The following is a 14,349-nucleotide window of genomic DNA, read 5'->3' as shown; positions in this document are numbered from 1 at the left end:
CTCTTAAACAGGCGTATTTAACAAATCGTCACCCGCTTCGGCAGAAGCGCTACCTGCCGTTACGGTGCCGGGTGCGGTTTCCATCAGACGATCCAGCGCGGTATCCGTACGCGCCTGAGCACTCAGAGGAGCCGCGGCGAGGATGCGCTGGGCACTTTCCACCGTCATCCCCGGCGTTTCTGCCAGCGCTCGTGCCTGTGATTCACGCCCTTTCGCCTCCTCACAGTTCAGGATCCCCATAATGCGACCGTTTTCGGCTGCGACCGCCGCTGCCACCTGGCTGCTGATATCAACAGTTACACCCGCTGCAGGGTCAGTAACGACCGCAGCAGGCACGTCAACGGTTGTCACGGTCTGGTCAGCAGATGCTGCTGGTTGAGTGGTATCTGCGGATGCAGTAGTACCTTTCATGCTTCCTCCTCGGGAAATCATCGTTCGTTTATTAATTGCATCGCGCATAACGTTCAGCGCATCCATGTTGTTGACCAGCTGCTCCGCCAGGCCGTTGTCTACTGATTCCTGGCCTGAAAATACAGCTGCTTCAGTATCAAGAACGGCCTGAACCGACATGCCGGTATAACCCGCCACCTTTTCAGCGAACATCTGCCGGGTAGCGTCAATACGCGCCTGAAAATCTGCACGTACCTCTTTGGGTAATTTCTCGTAGGGGTTCCCGTCCACCTTGTGATCGCCGCTGTAAATCAACGTGACCTCAACGCCGCTGGTTTTAAGGGCGGCGCTGTAATTGCTGTGGGCCATCATGACCCCGATGGATCCCGTTCTGGCCGTCTGCGTCACAAGCCGATGTGATGCCGCACTGGCAATCAGCTGGCCAGCGCTGCAGTTCATATCGTTGGCTAACGCCCAGATGGGTTTGATATCCCGCATGCGGGCGATGATGTCCGCACAATCAAAGGCACCCGCCACCATTCCACCTGGCGTATCCATATCCAGAAGAATTCCGTCTACACCCGGATCGCTGATGGCCTGCTGGAGGCGGGCGATGATGCCGTTGTACCCCGTCATCCCCGAATACGGCTGGAGTGAGCGGGTTTTACTGACCAGCGTCCCGGAAACAGGCAGCACCGCGATACCATCAGTGACCTGGTAGCTTCGCGCCGGCTTTGGCCCCATTCCCTCATCATCACCAAAGAGTGCCAGCGGTTCAGCCATCTGCTCTGCGCCAAGCGTAACGCCCGACACAGTGTCGGTCAGACGGGTGATACCTAACTGACCAGCGAGCGCGCAAAAGAAAACCCGCGCATAGGCGGGCTCAAGTAAAAGCGGCTCATTGAAAGCCATACTGGCGATATGCGGGAGATTACGCAGCTCGGGCGTCATCGTTCGCCTCCTCATTTGATTTCTTCAGTCCAGACTCAAAGGCAGAAGCCGCCCAGGCTGGAGGTTTTAGACCAGCAGCGCGACGCTCCATCGTTTCACGTACCTGCTGCGAAAATATTTCCTGATAGTCGTCTCCGCGCTTGGCACACTCCTTCTCATAAGTGCTCAGACCTGCCTCAATGAGCATGACGGCCTCCTGCACTTCCTTCAGCCCATCTATCGCCATACGGCCTGAGCCTATCCAGTTGGCATTGCCCCAGGCTGTCCTCGCCTCCTGAAAACTGAATCGTGCTCTGGATGGCAACGTCACCACCCGGCGGACAATGGCCTCCTCCAGCCAGCATACAAACATCTGACAGGCCTGTCGGGCTGCCACGAACTTGCGGCGGCCCATAAAGAACGACCAGGACTCGTTAGCACTGGCGCGTGCAGTGGAATAACTCATCTGCGAATAGTTGCGCGAAAGCTGCTCATAAGACACGCCCAGACCAGCAGAGATATAACGCAGCAGGGATTGCTCGAACGTCGAAAAACCGTTGTCCGTATCCTGCGCTGACTGAAGATTCAGGGAGTCGCCCGGCATCAGGTGCGGCACCTTCGCACCACCGAGACGAACCGGCGCCGCGGTATAGTACGAGGCCATCTCCCCCAGCCAGCCGGTCATCTTGCTTTGCTGCTCTTTACTGTCTGAGCCAAGAATAAAGTCCATCGCGGTTTGCGTATCCAGCTCACTTTCAATCGTGGCGGCATACATCGCCTTGACAATCGCGCTCTGGAGCTGCGTATTCTGCAGCGTATCGAGCATTTTCATTTGCTCCATGACGCTGTAAAACACGTTGGCACCGCGTGTCTGCCCATCTTCCAGAGGTTCAAATACGTGGATAAAGGAAGGCCGCCCGCCGGGCAGTTCACGCGGGATGTAGGTCCACTTCTGCGCCATCCACCCCGGATAGCCATCATCGCTGACGTGATACCCCAGCGCGGCGCCACTGTCATTTGTTCTGACACCTGCCCGGCAGTTTCGCGTGTCTCCGGCGTTATTGGGGTTGCTGATGCGTTTTGGGCTCACCATTTTGAACTGTGTGCGGAAAAGCCGCGTTGAATCACTGTCCCAGGTTGGCTGGACACACAGCTCCCCGTTAAATGCATGAGTCGCAACACCTTCACGGATCATCATCGTAAATGTCCGCTTGCGCTCGGCATCGATCCCGCAAAAATCATCTTCAGCATACTCATACCAGGCGGCCTCCACCTCCCTGGCAAATGCACGGCTTTCTTCTTCTTTGATACCGAGATAACGCCAGCTCGGGCAGTAACTCAGTCGGAAGAAGGAACCGACAATGTGATCCTGATGAAGCTGCACAGCGTTTGCCGCATAACCATTATTTCGAACCAGATCATCAGCGCGCGCATTACCACGGGATAAATTAGGCAATAACGCAGCATCCGCGCTTTCGCTCGGTGGGTTCCAGGCGCGTAACTGGCCGCCGAAGCCACCAGCACCACCGTGATAACCGGCGTAGTCCCGCAATGCGGTTTTACCGTCCGGCCCTAACAAAGCAGGTGTTTTCATGCGTAAAATCCTGCCGGTCCCCGGCGTCGTTGAGTAATGCCAATCTGTGATTCAAGTTCGGCAATGTATTTTTTCAGGTCGGTCACTGAAGTGGCGGTGAACTCAACCCGCCGGCCGTCCTTTTGCACCGTTGCCACCCGCTTTCCCATCATGAGGTCATGCAACGCAGCGCGGGCGGCATCCAGATCGGTCTGTGTCGCCATTATTCATCTCCAGATAATGCCCGGGCATAATCAGCCAGGGTTTTGTTATTGGTCCGGCTTCCCTCTTCCTCCTGCAGGCTCGCGAGCAGTGAATCAAGATTCAGTTGCCATCGCGAAATACTGATCCGCAGGGCCGCCAGCGCATAAACGAAGCAGTCCAGCGCCTCATTTCGTCGCTTTTTGCTGTCCCAGACGATTTTCTTACGCCCGTCCACCCATTTTTCAACCTGCTCCTCAGCAGTAAGTTGCTGTGCCTCAGCCAGATCGTAAATTTCGGGGTTATTGGGAAAATGCACGGCTCCGGCAAGAGGTTCACTCCCTTCCGGCTGAAGTGTGAAGCGGTTATAAATCTGCTCCTTTGCGGTATCTGTACCCACTTCCGTCAGATAAACGCCGTTCTTGTTGCGTTTACGCGGCATATTCGCGACGGGCTTGCCGTAAACGGAAGCCCCTTTAATCGGGATCACGCGAAACAGGCCATGCTTTTTTGAGCGATTGTAGACAATGGTGGGGTCAATACCGCCGATATCCCAGCAGATACGGGATACCGACATTTCCACGCCATTCTTTCGGAGATAGGTTTTGTTAATCGCCTCGTCCACCCTGACGAGGGTCGCTTCATCATCATGACGGCCCATAATGATCTGCCGGTCAATCAGCCAGCTTTCCTCACCGGGTCCCCATCCCCAGACGCGCATTTCATATCGATCCAGTTGGGAGTCGATCCCGGCTGTCAGATAAGCAACACGCTCCGGTACGGATGCGCCGAAGAACTCTTTGCGTTCGGCCATGAGCTCCGCATCAGGCCGTTCACCAATTTTAGGCTCCCATGTTTCGCCCAGAGTGGTGTTCACGAAGGTTTTACGCTTTCCGGTATCCCCTTTCGTTTTTAGCCAGTCTTTGACGATCTGTATCCAGGTGGTAAACGGGCTGTATGCCGTCCAGATGTGAAACGTCACGCTGTCTGGCGGGTCGATTTCGGTGCCTGTTGATGAAAACCAGGATAAACCGTCGCGCGTCCAGATCCCGGTGGTGTCGCAGATGTAACGTGCTTCAGTGAAATCCAGCTCCTGCTGCTTAATGACGCAGGCATTATGTTCACACAGGTAAAAGACGCTGGAGGGCTCGCCCGGTGTCCATTTCAGCCCGAACGGGGTCTCTTTGTCGCCGAACTTAAGGTACTGCTCTTCACCACAGTGCGGACAGGCAACATGAAAACGCATGAAATGCCCGGATTCGCTGGCGGCACGCTCAATCTGGCAGGTCCCCTTTGTTTTTGGCGTTGAGCCGCGAATAGATTTGGGCCAGACAGAGCCCTCAATACGTTTGTCACCCAGAAACGTCGGGGAACCCTCTTTCTCAATATCCTCATCAAAAGCAGCGAGTTCGTCATAGCCGGCAACATCCACTGACTTTTCACGATAGTTTTTCGCCGCCTTACCACCCAGACACCAGAACCCTCGACCGTTGGAGAAGCGTTTCATACTGAGCGTATTATCCCGGTGCTTTTTGCCATACCAGGGGGCCAGCGCCAGAAGTGACGGAATATCGCGGATCGTTGGTTCAACATGCGACTTCATGAAGTTTTCGGCGTCACCATCAGTGGGTAGCCAGATAAGGGAATTTCGCTGCTTGTGCTGAATAAAATACGCATAAACACCCAGCAACATTTTTGAATAGCCAACACGGGCAGACTTAACAACGTTAACTTCACGAATGTAATCGTTACCCATCGCATTCATGATCGCGCGCTGAAACGGCAACGTTTCCCAGCGCCCTTCCTGATAGGCCGACTCTTTGGGGAGATAGTAATTATCGTCTGCCCATTCAACCGCCGTTTGCGGCTCAGGCCGGTACAGCGAAAGTAGCCCTGCGCGCGCAGAGTGCTGCAGCCCCTTAACCTGACTGTTCGATATATTCACTCAGCAACCCCGGTATTATTTCATCCAGCGCAGCTGCTTTGTTCATGGCCTTAATGATGTCCTTCTTCAGGAAATCAATATGTCGGTTTTCCAGCTCCGGGAAACGCCGCTGAACCGACAGAGGAACTCCATCAAGAATGCTGGCTACTTCTCCGGCCATCCGCGACAGCACGAACGTGCAGAATGCGGTTTCCACCACCTCAGCGGAATCTTTTGCATTTTTTAGTTCCTGGGCGTCTGCCTGCGCCCTGGTGAGGCGGTGACGCTCATAGTCAATCGTACCTGGCTGGAGGTCGGATTCCGATGCAAGACGAAGGTCTTCCACCTCCTTCCGTAATTTCTCATTCTCAATCGCCGCGTCGCGTGCGGAATACCATTCAATAGCCGCGGAAGATTCATAGAGGACCTCATTACCTTTTCCGCCGCCACGTGCTACAGGCATTCCCTGATCCTGCCAGTTCTGAATGGTTCGCACGCTGACCCCAAATATTTCAGAAAGCCGCTTTTTGTTGACCTCCATAGCTCACTCCATGCACAAAAACAGAGAAAGGAAATGCCCTCTGGCTATTTAGCCATTTTCAGGACTTATCATTTCCTTTCTTTTCAGGGGGTGTTTGCAGTTAAAACAATGAATTAGCGAGAAGAAGAACGGAAACGGCAAATGCCTGAAAATTTTCATAAATAGCGAGAATCTGCGAGGTCGCCGCCCCGTAACAGACCGGATCGCCAGAAAGGACCCGTAAACGATATTAATTATCAATTCTATTTCATTATCGACTGCACTGCTTCAAGAGATCGCTGCCGGATGAGCATTCTGCATGATGGAGCTGCGGATGAAAGACTCTCTATGACGAGCACGAACGATACACATAAGAAGCCCAAGAAAAAGTGAGAAAAATTCATGCTAATCAAGCTAGTTAAAACTCTATGTTAAAAACCAATCTTAATTATTTCCTGTAATTCGACAGCACTATTCAATAATTCCGCATAATTCATATGACTTGATTCATATTTTTTCTGTGAATCCCAAACTGCATCAAATAGTTTAAACTCTATACATTCCTTTTCTTTAAATCCGGCCAACTTCATCTCATGGTAAACATTGGACAGAGCTGGTTGTAGTACATTAATCACATGTTCATTTATTTTTTGATGATCATGATTTAGGGTTGTGATACTTTCTATTTTTTGGCGATATGCAAAAATAGCGCGTTTCAATCTAACCAGTTGCATAAACTTTTCTTTATCTTTCCATGAATGCAATGTTTTAAATGCTACATACACTGCCACCCCAGTAATTACCGCTGTGATTATTGTAGCAATAGCTGCAAGCCAAGTTCCTACTGCTGACCATAATGCAATGGTGTCTGAAGTACTCATTATTACCTCCTAAAAGGATAATAAGATATCATCATCACAAACACTAAGTGAATACCTACTGCAATGATGTTACGTTGGTTGCTGAAGTACTCCATACTTAGCTAACGTCATAATTAGTTTATACGAACCTTGTTTATCCCAATAGCCAAGTGCTTTACATAGCTCGTCATGAGTCGCATCAGGATGCAGGAGTATATATAACGCAGCCTCATGAGCTCTTTCCCAAAGAATACCAACTTTTCTTGTCGATTCCCTGACATCTACACCGTGTAAGAATCCACTCTCAGCTAAAGCCAAGAATGTTACCCTTGGGCATACTTTTCTTCTAACAGCAGGACTTTCACTCAGGGAAAAAATCGCATCAGTCCACGCATCCATTGGATCTTTATGTTCATCAACAATTATTCGATGGGCAAGCAATGCAGCTTTATCATAGTTCCCCATATACCCTCCTGATTTCAGAGGATAATGTAGCATTATCACAGGCACTTAGGGAGTGTATGCTGTTATGCCGTTGGTCGTTGAGTTGCAACACACCATGTTCTTGAGACCCGGAATAGGCAATCAGCCCGGTGTATTCAAGGATAACCTCACCATCATCAGCTTCGAACTCAGGGATTGTCCCGGTAGTGATAGTGTATTGAGGCTGGTCATCTTCCTTCGCGAAGGCTGCCAGGTCATCAATCTGCTAAGCAGTGAGAACTACTGTCATGCTCATTCCTCAGTTGTTAAAAAGCCCCGCTGTTGCGAGGCTATGAGTAAGTAAAAAATCTGTCAGGCGTGGATCCAAATGAATTTGACGAGCCAAATAATACTAGCCAGAAAACCAAAACCAAAAAGGACTTGCCCAAACACTCCTATGATACCTGAGGTGACAGCACCAGCATCTGTTTGAGCATTATCATTAATTGCTGACCCCACTAGGAACATGATCAAGCCAACTACGAGGGAGGCAATAATCCAATGCTCCACGGCTAATACAACCACAATACTCAAAATGTCTGTTAAAGCGTCACTTTGACCACTCACCACGTATCCTTGCTACAAAATTGAAAATTTCAGCACTGGATTATAATTGGTTATTTGACTCATAGTCTCCCTAATATTTCAAAAGAATATTAGTGAGACATAATGTTATTAGACTCTCTCACCGAATCGTAAATCCGCTCACATGTCATTCCAGCTCGGTAGCTTTCGTCAGATCGCTCAGCATAATATCGAGCTTCTTCTGCAAGGCGTCCGAGCATGTCGGCGAGCACTGCGGCGTCGACTCCGGCTGTTTTGCTTCTGACGGAAGCGGCAAGATCTGAGGTGTGCTTTGCGGCGTCCAGGCGGGCTGCAAGCTTTGTTGCTTCGGTGCGCAACTGGCTAACAGTGGCAGACAGGCCAGCAGCAGTGGCAGCAGATTTTGCAGCTTTTGCTTGTGCATCTTTTACAGCCTCATCACGGGCAATTATGCGCCCTTGTTCAATCCAGCGTGCGGCAGTTTGCGCGTTCGCTTCCTGTGAAGATTCCATGCTATTACGGTCAGCCCACTTCTTTTGCCATCCCCGCTCACTCCAGATATTCCCGGCAAGAAATGCACCAGCCAACATCAGCAAAACAATGATTGTTTTCCACCGCGCCTTAACAAAAGCAAAAACCGCTGTCATACCAGCAACGCCGCCCGCGCTTTGTTATAACGACTATTTCTGTCAGCCAGTCCATTCTGGCCACCGTTAATGATCTGCGTTACACGAACAACATCACCTGAATACATCAGGCAACCACGTAATGTGAAATACCATGCAGCAGAACGGGCTGCATGCTTATCCTGTGTCAGCAACTCTGGTGTGCTGATCAGATCAAGCTTCAGCGCCGCACCGCATTTGGCGTAGTTCTCGCGGCCGGTGATTTGAAGCAGGCCACGACCACGATATTTCCAGCCATCACCCTGGCTGTTATTCCCCATGCGGTCACCATAAACCAGATTGGCTATTTGCGGCTGGTGGGCCACCTGCTTACCATCTACTCGCCCCAGCATTTCACACTGATACGGTGTCAGGCGTTTACCAAAGGTTTTCTTTAGCCCGTCTACCGAGTAGTTGAAGCTCTCGACCAGCGAGGTAAAACCAGCAGATTCATGCCCAACTTGCGCAATGAACATGGCCTGATCGTTAACTGCTGTGATACCAAACTCTTTCATTGCCGCATCAATGTGCGGAAACCAGCGTGCAGAAAGCCCGGCGCTGATACCAGCCGCCTGCTGAAATTGTGATTGGTTCATTATTGCCTCAGATGATCAACCAGGCGTGCCACGTTGCCTCTGACGGCGACCAGCACAGACAGGAATATAATGTTGGCCCCGATAGTGGCCCACGATGAATAAGGGTAGATACCGCACAGATATGCCAGCGGAACCGCGCTATAGATGACCGTAAGCAGCCACGCCAGGCGAGATATCCATGGTCGATGTCGCGAATCGCCTCGACGATAAAACATCAGGGTCAGCACTACCCCAGCGCAAAGCAATGCATTTAAAGTTGCCGATGGGTCATTTTGTACCACCTGAACCTCCCCGGCGCGTTATCAGCGCCACCAGCGAGCCGACATCCTGATTATTCAGGAACGTCAGGATTTTGACGGCTAAAGCAGAAACGATTACGGCGCCAATGGCATCCAGTGGTTTATCACTGTAGCCAGTAACCTGAGCCAGCTTTGAACCCACCAGCCCGGAACAAAGGATCCCCGCGATATACGACACCAGAAAATATGCCAGACGGCGCGCTGCACTCAGGTCAGCAGTGGTTGCAATGTAAAATACAGCTCCGGCAAACGCGCCAAACACCACGCCGTAATCGGTTCCGGACAGAAATCCATAGACGCTGGCACCCGTCAGGACACCGCCAGCCAGCCCAGTACCGGAAATCGGATCGGACATTTAGCCCCCTCTTAATTGCTGTGATTCCTCTCAGAAATGAGGGGATGTGGAATCAGGCAACCGGGCTCTTTTGTTCAAATAAAAGTAAGGATGATTCCCGGTGCCTGAAAATGGTGATCACCACATCCACAGGGGCGTGATGATCATTATTTTTTGCTCAGTTTTTCCACCTCTTCGGTGGTCTGAATAAATCTGTCAGCTTCCAGTTCTACCCCGATCGCCCGACGACCAAGTTCTATTGCAGCTTTCACAGTTGAACCAGAGCCCATAAAGAAATCGGCAACGATATCCCCTGGTCTGCTGCTGGCGCTAATGATCTGCTTCAGCATGTCGGCAGGTTTTTCGCATGGATGTTTGCCCGGATAAAACTGAACAGGTTTATGAGTCCATACGTCGGTATACGGAACAAGAGCGGAAACAGAGAAGCAGCGCCGGAGGGTTTTGTATTCCTCCAGCAATTCTGAATACTTGCGGTTTAATGACTGATAGGTAGCCACCAGCTGGTGGTGAGGATGTTCAAGCTTCTGCTGAATGTGCTTATCGATAGCGATTAGCGTGAACAGTTCCTGCAATTTTCTATAGTCCACTTCATTTGGTAGTTGCCATTGACTTGCACCAAACCAGTGTGACGCCATGTTTTTCTTTCCGGTTGCCTCAGCTATTTCTTTCGAGCTGACACCCAGCGATTCACGGGCATTACGGAAGTAGTCAATCAGTGGCGTCATAATGTGCTGCTTTAGCTCTGTGCTTTTCCTTTCGTAAACATCCTCTTTACCTGTGTACGGCCCAAGATAGTGCTCAGCAAACAAAATCCGTTCCGTTGATGGAAAGTACGCGCGCAGGCTTTCTTTGTTACATCCATTCCAGCGGCCCGATGGTTTTGCCCAAATTATGTGATTCAAAACGTTGAACCGGGCACGCATCATAATCTCTATGTCTGAGGCCAGTCGGTGGCCGCAAAACAGGTATATGCTGCCAGCAGGTTTAAGAACGCGAGCATACTCAGCCAGGCAGCTATCAAGCCAGCGTAAGTAGTCCTCGTCCCCCTTCCATTGGTTGTCCCAGCCGTTGGGCTTTACTTTGAAGTACGGAGGATCCGTAACTATAAGATCAATAGAGTTATCCGGGAGGGTGGCGACGTAATGCAGGCTATCAGCGTTGATTAACTCAACACTGTTTATTTTTACAGTATTTTTCATAGATCAGTAAGCGTAACTCTGATAGGCTCACTTTGCTTTTGCGCTAAAGCAGTGGGCCTTGGTTAGCTTGTGACCTGAAAGCATGAGCTGATGGCTGGCCGGGTGCGCTAACACCCACCAGCCGCCCATTTCCACAGCGAGATAGAAGTGCTATCCAAGATTTGAATCACACTCATTTTGCGCTTGATAAGCTTGTGCCTTTGTGTCAGCTCTTATCACAATACATAAGTTTTTGCGTACGCGTTAATTTTTTTATACAGTTACATCATCGCCGCTGACACGGCATACATAGCAAATGACAACTAAAGCGATGAGACAATGAAGATAAAAAGCCAAGGATTTGCAATTATCAATAAAAATAAAAACATTCAAATTACTGATATTATTAATTATTTTATCCAGCAATCAACACATGAAATTAAACGCGCAGACTTTGATAGGCAAATTCTTCTTTCTGACGATGGTAATTATTACTCAGGGCTTGTCCTTACATATAAAAACCAAACAAAAAACTGTCTTTCAACAATAAAAAATGGAATGTTTGAGATAAAAGTTGAAGATTTAAAGGGCGATGACAAACTTGTTAATTTTAATTTTTTCTGCATAAATAAAAATAGTTTAAAGGGTCTATATTTATATTACCGCGGGTCTTGCTCATTAAATAGCCTTTTCAGTTCATGGCAATCGTATAGCAATTTTGTAATTAGAAAAAAAATACGTAACGAGATATCTGCACTAGGAAAAAACCCAGATCAAACCAAAGTTGATAACATTAATAAGAAATATGAACAACGTCTGGAATTTAAAGTAATAATTGATAAATCCAGTTTGGTATCAATGCTGACAAGCTTTAGTCAAATAAAATCAGCAACCTTCAAATTTGATTCGGTTGATTTCACTAAATCAGAAATGATAGGCATTGAGCAATTCACAAGAAATACTGAAGTCACCTTTAACATCAGTGATACTGACAAACCAAAGGTTGGGCAAATTGCAAATAGTATTAATCAAATGGTTACAAATATCAAAGATATCTCCAAAGGTGTTGTAACCGTAGTTGACCATTCAAAAAATGAACGATTAATTGACCTTATCAATTCCCCTTGCTTCTTTAGTGAGTATGATTTTGATACAATCGCCCAATCTGTAAATGGCCTTAAGAATGACAACTATGTAAACAATGCTATAATATCCTTAATAAAGGATGAAATCGAAAATGGCAAAAAGAAAAATGAATTTAATTGATAAGTTTATAAGATTAAGCTTTAAAGCGCAGATATGGGGATTGATCATAATCTCCTGGAGCGTTATTGCTATAATGACTCTTTTCTATCTAAACCTCACACACCATCAAGGAAAAGCATTTTTCGCATTTTATCAGACTTCAATACGCGGGTATCTGTTTTCAGGTTTTATATCTGTTGGTTCTTTACTCCTTTCATTACATACCTTTGTTATAGTTAATCTAAAAGATAAATTATTTACAACTGTTCGATATAAAGAAAAATTTTTAACAAGCAAAAATTTAGCTTTGGATGCAAAAATAGATGAAATGGAGTTATTGAAACCTCTAGATACCTTATCATCATTTATCAACATATCTGTTTGGTTATCCATATTAACAGCTGTAGCTCAGTTTACTGTTGGGTTGGCCGACTATGGTATTTTATCTGTTGTATGCATATGGCTAGCATTGCTAACCATATGTTTTTTAATGAATTCCTTGATATTAATCCGCGAGCATATTAAAAACATGTTGCATCAAAAAAATTAATGCATCATGCAAAGTACGCCGTCAATAAATCCAAGTGCTGTTTGTAGTTCCTTCCTGATGGTCGCATCGCAGCACTTTCTTTTTTTTGCTATGGCCCTTAAAGATAATCCGACAACAAAGTGAGCAATTACCAACTCATAGCTATCTTTATTATGAGTTTTCAAGCGCGCTACGCATCCATCTATCATAACCCCTTCGTCATCATCGCATTGAAGCCGTGATTTTTTTCCATAAGGTAATAGCCCTTTGAAACCCGCAGCAATCGGCTGCCAGTCTACGCCACTACTATCGGCTGCGGCCCAAGCCCCCCAGCGATCCATTGTTTCATACATATCACGCATATTATTCTCCATACACTTAATCTTTCGCAATTACGCCGATCGCCAGCGCCCGATCCATAAAACGCAGTAGCAGCTCAAGCTGCGTACCATGATTCTGCTCGAATGCCGGTACGTCGGCGTGTAACTCGTCGTGGCACTCTCTGCACAGAGGGATCACGAAGAGGTCATGGGCTTTTGTTGCTGTACCACCCATACCGTGCCCTACGATATGGTGCGGATCATCTGCTGGCCGCCGACAACACTCACAGGGTTGTGTTTTAACCCAGCAGGTGTACGTCTCATTTATCCAGCGGCGACGTTTTGGCCTGAGCATAAAAGACTCTGGCGACTCAGGATCAACAGAGAGCGTGAGGATCTTCTTCGCCTTCTTCTGCACGAGGCTGGTTGCAGACGGGGAAGGCACTATGTCGCTTTCCCTCATGACAGAGCGGATCTTCTCATCCGGAAGGCGCAACCCTTTGTGCGCAACGCTTTCCGGAATAACATCAGCGAGGTCGTTTCTGACCATCCACCAGCACAGTTCCGGAAGCGTCAGGATATGCGACTCGGGAAAACCAGAATCACGCCGAATGACTTCCAGAATCCAGGATACCAGGTTACCGGCCGCTATACCTGCAAGCTGTTCGGTATGCTGTCCGGACAAAGTGTGATCGCAATGCCAGCACAGACGAATGCTTCCTGGTGGGTGCCGCATTGTTGTAAAGTTCTTGTCATGCCACGATGAATGTGGCCACTGGCATTCAAACCGGGTACTCAACCATTGCTCAAGGGAAGGAAGCCCACCGGCACGCTGAATAACCCGCTCATTCTCGAAGACCTGCCGCATTACCGGATCATCAGCCAGCGGCTGAATGGCGGCGGGAACAGCTCCTGTACTGAATGACGCCATTTCTTCTGGTTCAGGCTCGAGCAGAACGCGACCACGCATGAAGAGGTGCATCAGTTCCGCACCGGGACGGAACAGCACAATCCCCATACGATGGGCGATCTCGGGGGTAAGCAGAGCTCTCACGCGACCTGCCCCCTGGCAATGTGTTCTGCCCACAGTCCACCAATCCAGCGCACGCCTTTCGCCGTGAAACGTGCCTGGCTGAATGCATGATTTGAGGTTACGGATGTGCCGGTTTTCACTTCAAAACGGCCCGCATCAATATGCTGATGCCGTGGAGTCATCGTTCCGCCAAGGCGATACATGATGTCGTTCTCAAGGAGGAATAACCGCAGATCTGGCTCTTTGGCCTTAAGCAGTTTTGCCACCTGGCGGAATGACATTGACCCACTGGCTGTACAGTACCGATCTACAAACGCTACCTTCGGCGCCGCGGCAGCCAGTTCGTTAGTCAACTGCTGTTTTTGTTCTGCAAGGTCAGCTGCAAGACGTAGGGCTTCAGAGAATGATTGAGGAATCGTCTGCTGCTGTGCCTGCTCAAGCTCCTGCCAGCGATCAACCAGACGCGCGGTAAACTCCGGCGACAGCTGCGCGACAACGATATAACTGTCCCGCTTCCCTATCAGATAAACCGATACCGACTGATTGAGATGATTTTTAACTTCCCCCATTGGGGGGAGTTCAATAACACCGCGCTCTGCCAGGCGTTCAATGGACCGTTTAACATGGTCATGTCGTGATTCCACCAGCTCAGCAATCTCGCTGCTGGACATGGTTAATGCTGTTGTTGCTAATTGGCTCATACTT

The 14,349-nt window shown here is 48.9% G+C and carries 18 protein-coding genes; 2 read left to right on the top strand and 16 right to left on the bottom strand.

The genetic code is table 11. The annotated features are described in order from the left end of the window. Window positions 1–3: 3 nt before the first annotated feature. The 13 genes from OGV77_RS13790 to OGV77_RS13730 form a co-directional block, all read right to left on the bottom strand. Complete coding sequence (locus OGV77_RS13790; protein ID WP_286502792.1) at window positions 4–1,341, bottom strand: S49 family peptidase; 1,338 nt, start codon at window positions 1,339–1,341, stop codon at window positions 4–6. Next, a complete protein-coding gene (locus tag OGV77_RS13785) occupies window positions 1,322–2,914 on the bottom strand; it encodes a phage portal protein (protein WP_286502791.1) in 1,593 nt (530 codons plus the stop codon). The genes OGV77_RS13790 and OGV77_RS13785 overlap by 20 nt, the downstream gene beginning before the upstream one ends. Beyond that, window positions 2,911–3,117, bottom strand: a complete 207-nt coding sequence (locus OGV77_RS13780; RefSeq protein WP_061279052.1) for a phage head-tail joining protein — start codon at window positions 3,115–3,117, stop codon at window positions 2,911–2,913. The genes OGV77_RS13785 and OGV77_RS13780 overlap by 4 nt, the downstream gene beginning before the upstream one ends. After that, complete coding sequence (locus OGV77_RS13775; protein ID WP_227409288.1) at window positions 3,117–5,039, bottom strand: phage terminase large subunit family protein; 1,923 nt, start codon at window positions 5,037–5,039, stop codon at window positions 3,117–3,119. The genes OGV77_RS13780 and OGV77_RS13775 overlap by 1 nt, the downstream gene beginning before the upstream one ends. Beyond that, complete coding sequence (locus tag OGV77_RS13770) at window positions 5,014–5,559, bottom strand: terminase small subunit (RefSeq protein WP_000453624.1); 546 nt, start codon at window positions 5,557–5,559, stop codon at window positions 5,014–5,016. The genes OGV77_RS13775 and OGV77_RS13770 overlap by 26 nt, the downstream gene beginning before the upstream one ends. A 410-nt stretch (window positions 5,560–5,969) precedes the next feature. Next, on the bottom strand, window positions 5,970–6,419 hold the full coding sequence (locus OGV77_RS13765) for a hypothetical protein (RefSeq protein ID WP_286502790.1): 450 nt from the start codon (window positions 6,417–6,419) through the stop codon (window positions 5,970–5,972). 69 nt (window positions 6,420–6,488) lie between these two features. Further along, complete coding sequence (locus tag OGV77_RS13760) at window positions 6,489–6,863, bottom strand: DUF6979 family protein (RefSeq protein ID WP_286502789.1); 375 nt, start codon at window positions 6,861–6,863, stop codon at window positions 6,489–6,491. Between the two features lie 330 nt (window positions 6,864–7,193). Then, entirely contained in the window at window positions 7,194–7,448 is a 255-nt protein-coding gene (locus OGV77_RS13755) for a hypothetical protein (RefSeq protein WP_286502788.1), read from the bottom strand. Between the two features lie 89 nt (window positions 7,449–7,537). Beyond that, window positions 7,538–8,071 carry a DUF2514 domain-containing protein gene (locus tag OGV77_RS13750; protein WP_286502787.1) on the bottom strand — a complete coding sequence of 178 codons (534 nt, stop codon included), beginning with the start codon at window positions 8,069–8,071 and terminating at the stop codon, window positions 7,538–7,540. Then, window positions 8,068–8,685: a glycoside hydrolase family 19 protein gene (locus OGV77_RS13745; protein ID WP_286502786.1), complete on the bottom strand. Its 618-nt coding sequence runs from the start codon at window positions 8,683–8,685 to the stop codon at window positions 8,068–8,070. Before OGV77_RS13745 ends, OGV77_RS13750 begins: the two co-directional genes overlap by 4 nt. After that, the gene (locus tag OGV77_RS13740; RefSeq protein WP_000250463.1) at window positions 8,685–8,966 is read right to left on the bottom strand and encodes a phage holin family protein; all 282 of its coding nucleotides are present in this window, start codon (window positions 8,964–8,966) and stop codon (window positions 8,685–8,687) included. The genes OGV77_RS13745 and OGV77_RS13740 overlap by 1 nt, the downstream gene beginning before the upstream one ends. Next, a complete protein-coding gene (locus OGV77_RS13735) occupies window positions 8,953–9,339 on the bottom strand; it encodes a phage holin family protein (protein ID WP_008784467.1) in 387 nt (128 codons plus the stop codon). Before OGV77_RS13735 ends, OGV77_RS13740 begins: the two co-directional genes overlap by 14 nt. A gap of 146 nt (window positions 9,340–9,485) precedes the next feature. Beyond that, on the bottom strand, window positions 9,486–10,538 hold the full coding sequence (locus OGV77_RS13730) for a DNA-methyltransferase (RefSeq protein ID WP_286502784.1): 1,053 nt from the start codon (window positions 10,536–10,538) through the stop codon (window positions 9,486–9,488). A 318-nt stretch (window positions 10,539–10,856) separates the two neighbouring features. On the opposite strand from OGV77_RS13730, the gene OGV77_RS13725 reads away from it, so the two are divergent. Both OGV77_RS13725 and OGV77_RS13720 read left to right on the top strand, forming a co-directional pair. Beyond that, window positions 10,857–11,783: a hypothetical protein gene (locus OGV77_RS13725; RefSeq protein ID WP_286502783.1), complete on the top strand. Its 927-nt coding sequence runs from the start codon at window positions 10,857–10,859 to the stop codon at window positions 11,781–11,783. Next, window positions 11,755–12,312: a hypothetical protein gene (locus OGV77_RS13720; protein ID WP_286502782.1), complete on the top strand. Its 558-nt coding sequence runs from the start codon at window positions 11,755–11,757 to the stop codon at window positions 12,310–12,312. Before OGV77_RS13725 ends, OGV77_RS13720 begins: the two co-directional genes overlap by 29 nt. On the opposite strand, the gene OGV77_RS13715 is transcribed toward OGV77_RS13720, so the two are convergent. The 3 genes from OGV77_RS13715 to OGV77_RS13705 are packed head-to-tail and all read right to left on the bottom strand — an operon-like array spanning window position 12,309 to window position 14,345. After that, the gene (locus OGV77_RS13715; RefSeq protein WP_286502781.1) at window positions 12,309–12,653 is read right to left on the bottom strand and encodes an antiterminator Q family protein; all 345 of its coding nucleotides are present in this window, start codon (window positions 12,651–12,653) and stop codon (window positions 12,309–12,311) included. The genes OGV77_RS13720 and OGV77_RS13715 overlap by 4 nt on opposite strands. A gap of 16 nt (window positions 12,654–12,669) precedes the next feature. Beyond that, window positions 12,670–13,665: a DUF968 domain-containing protein gene (locus OGV77_RS13710; RefSeq protein WP_286502779.1), complete on the bottom strand. Its 996-nt coding sequence runs from the start codon at window positions 13,663–13,665 to the stop codon at window positions 12,670–12,672. Beyond that, on the bottom strand, window positions 13,662–14,345 hold the full coding sequence (locus tag OGV77_RS13705) for a phage antirepressor KilAC domain-containing protein (protein ID WP_286502778.1): 684 nt from the start codon (window positions 14,343–14,345) through the stop codon (window positions 13,662–13,664). The genes OGV77_RS13710 and OGV77_RS13705 overlap by 4 nt, the downstream gene beginning before the upstream one ends. Between the last annotated feature and the right edge of the window lie 4 nt (window positions 14,346–14,349).

Origin of the sequence: Citrobacter sp. Ce129 (genome assembly GCF_030334545.1) — a bacterium.
Lineage (GTDB): Bacteria > Pseudomonadota > Gammaproteobacteria > Enterobacterales > Enterobacteriaceae > Citrobacter > Citrobacter europaeus.
The sequence above is the reverse complement of the archived record's forward strand: the minus strand, read 5'-3'. Positions and strand labels throughout refer to the sequence as shown.

What these genes read in the sequence shown, in the direction of transcription:
- OGV77_RS13790 (WP_286502792.1), bottom strand. Translation starts at nt 1,341, where the DNA reads ATGACGCCCGAGCTGCGTAATCTCCCGCATATCGCCAGTATGGCTTTC.
- OGV77_RS13785 (WP_286502791.1), bottom strand. Translation starts at nt 2,914, where the DNA reads ATGAAAACACCTGCTTTGTTAGGGCCGGACGGTAAAACCGCATTGCGG.
- OGV77_RS13780 (WP_061279052.1), bottom strand. Translation starts at nt 3,117, where the DNA reads ATGGCGACACAGACCGATCTGGATGCCGCCCGCGCTGCGTTGCATGAC.
- OGV77_RS13770 (WP_000453624.1), bottom strand. Translation starts at nt 5,559, where the DNA reads ATGGAGGTCAACAAAAAGCGGCTTTCTGAAATATTTGGGGTCAGCGTG.
- OGV77_RS13765 (WP_286502790.1), bottom strand. Translation starts at nt 6,419, where the DNA reads ATGAGTACTTCAGACACCATTGCATTATGGTCAGCAGTAGGAACTTGG.
- OGV77_RS13760 (WP_286502789.1), bottom strand. Translation starts at nt 6,863, where the DNA reads ATGGGGAACTATGATAAAGCTGCATTGCTTGCCCATCGAATAATTGTT.
- OGV77_RS13750 (WP_286502787.1), bottom strand. Translation starts at nt 8,071, where the DNA reads ATGACAGCGGTTTTTGCTTTTGTTAAGGCGCGGTGGAAAACAATCATT.
- OGV77_RS13745 (WP_286502786.1), bottom strand. Translation starts at nt 8,685, where the DNA reads ATGAACCAATCACAATTTCAGCAGGCGGCTGGTATCAGCGCCGGGCTT.
- OGV77_RS13735 (WP_008784467.1), bottom strand. Translation starts at nt 9,339, where the DNA reads ATGTCCGATCCGATTTCCGGTACTGGGCTGGCTGGCGGTGTCCTGACG.
- OGV77_RS13730 (WP_286502784.1), bottom strand. Translation starts at nt 10,538, where the DNA reads ATGAAAAATACTGTAAAAATAAACAGTGTTGAGTTAATCAACGCTGAT.
- OGV77_RS13725 (WP_286502783.1), top strand. Translation starts at nt 10,857, where the DNA reads ATGAAGATAAAAAGCCAAGGATTTGCAATTATCAATAAAAATAAAAAC.
- OGV77_RS13720 (WP_286502782.1), top strand. Translation starts at nt 11,755, where the DNA reads ATGGCAAAAAGAAAAATGAATTTAATTGATAAGTTTATAAGATTAAGC.
- OGV77_RS13715 (WP_286502781.1), bottom strand. Translation starts at nt 12,653, where the DNA reads ATGCGTGATATGTATGAAACAATGGATCGCTGGGGGGCTTGGGCCGCA.
- OGV77_RS13705 (WP_286502778.1), bottom strand. Translation starts at nt 14,345, where the DNA reads ATGAGCCAATTAGCAACAACAGCATTAACCATGTCCAGCAGCGAGATT.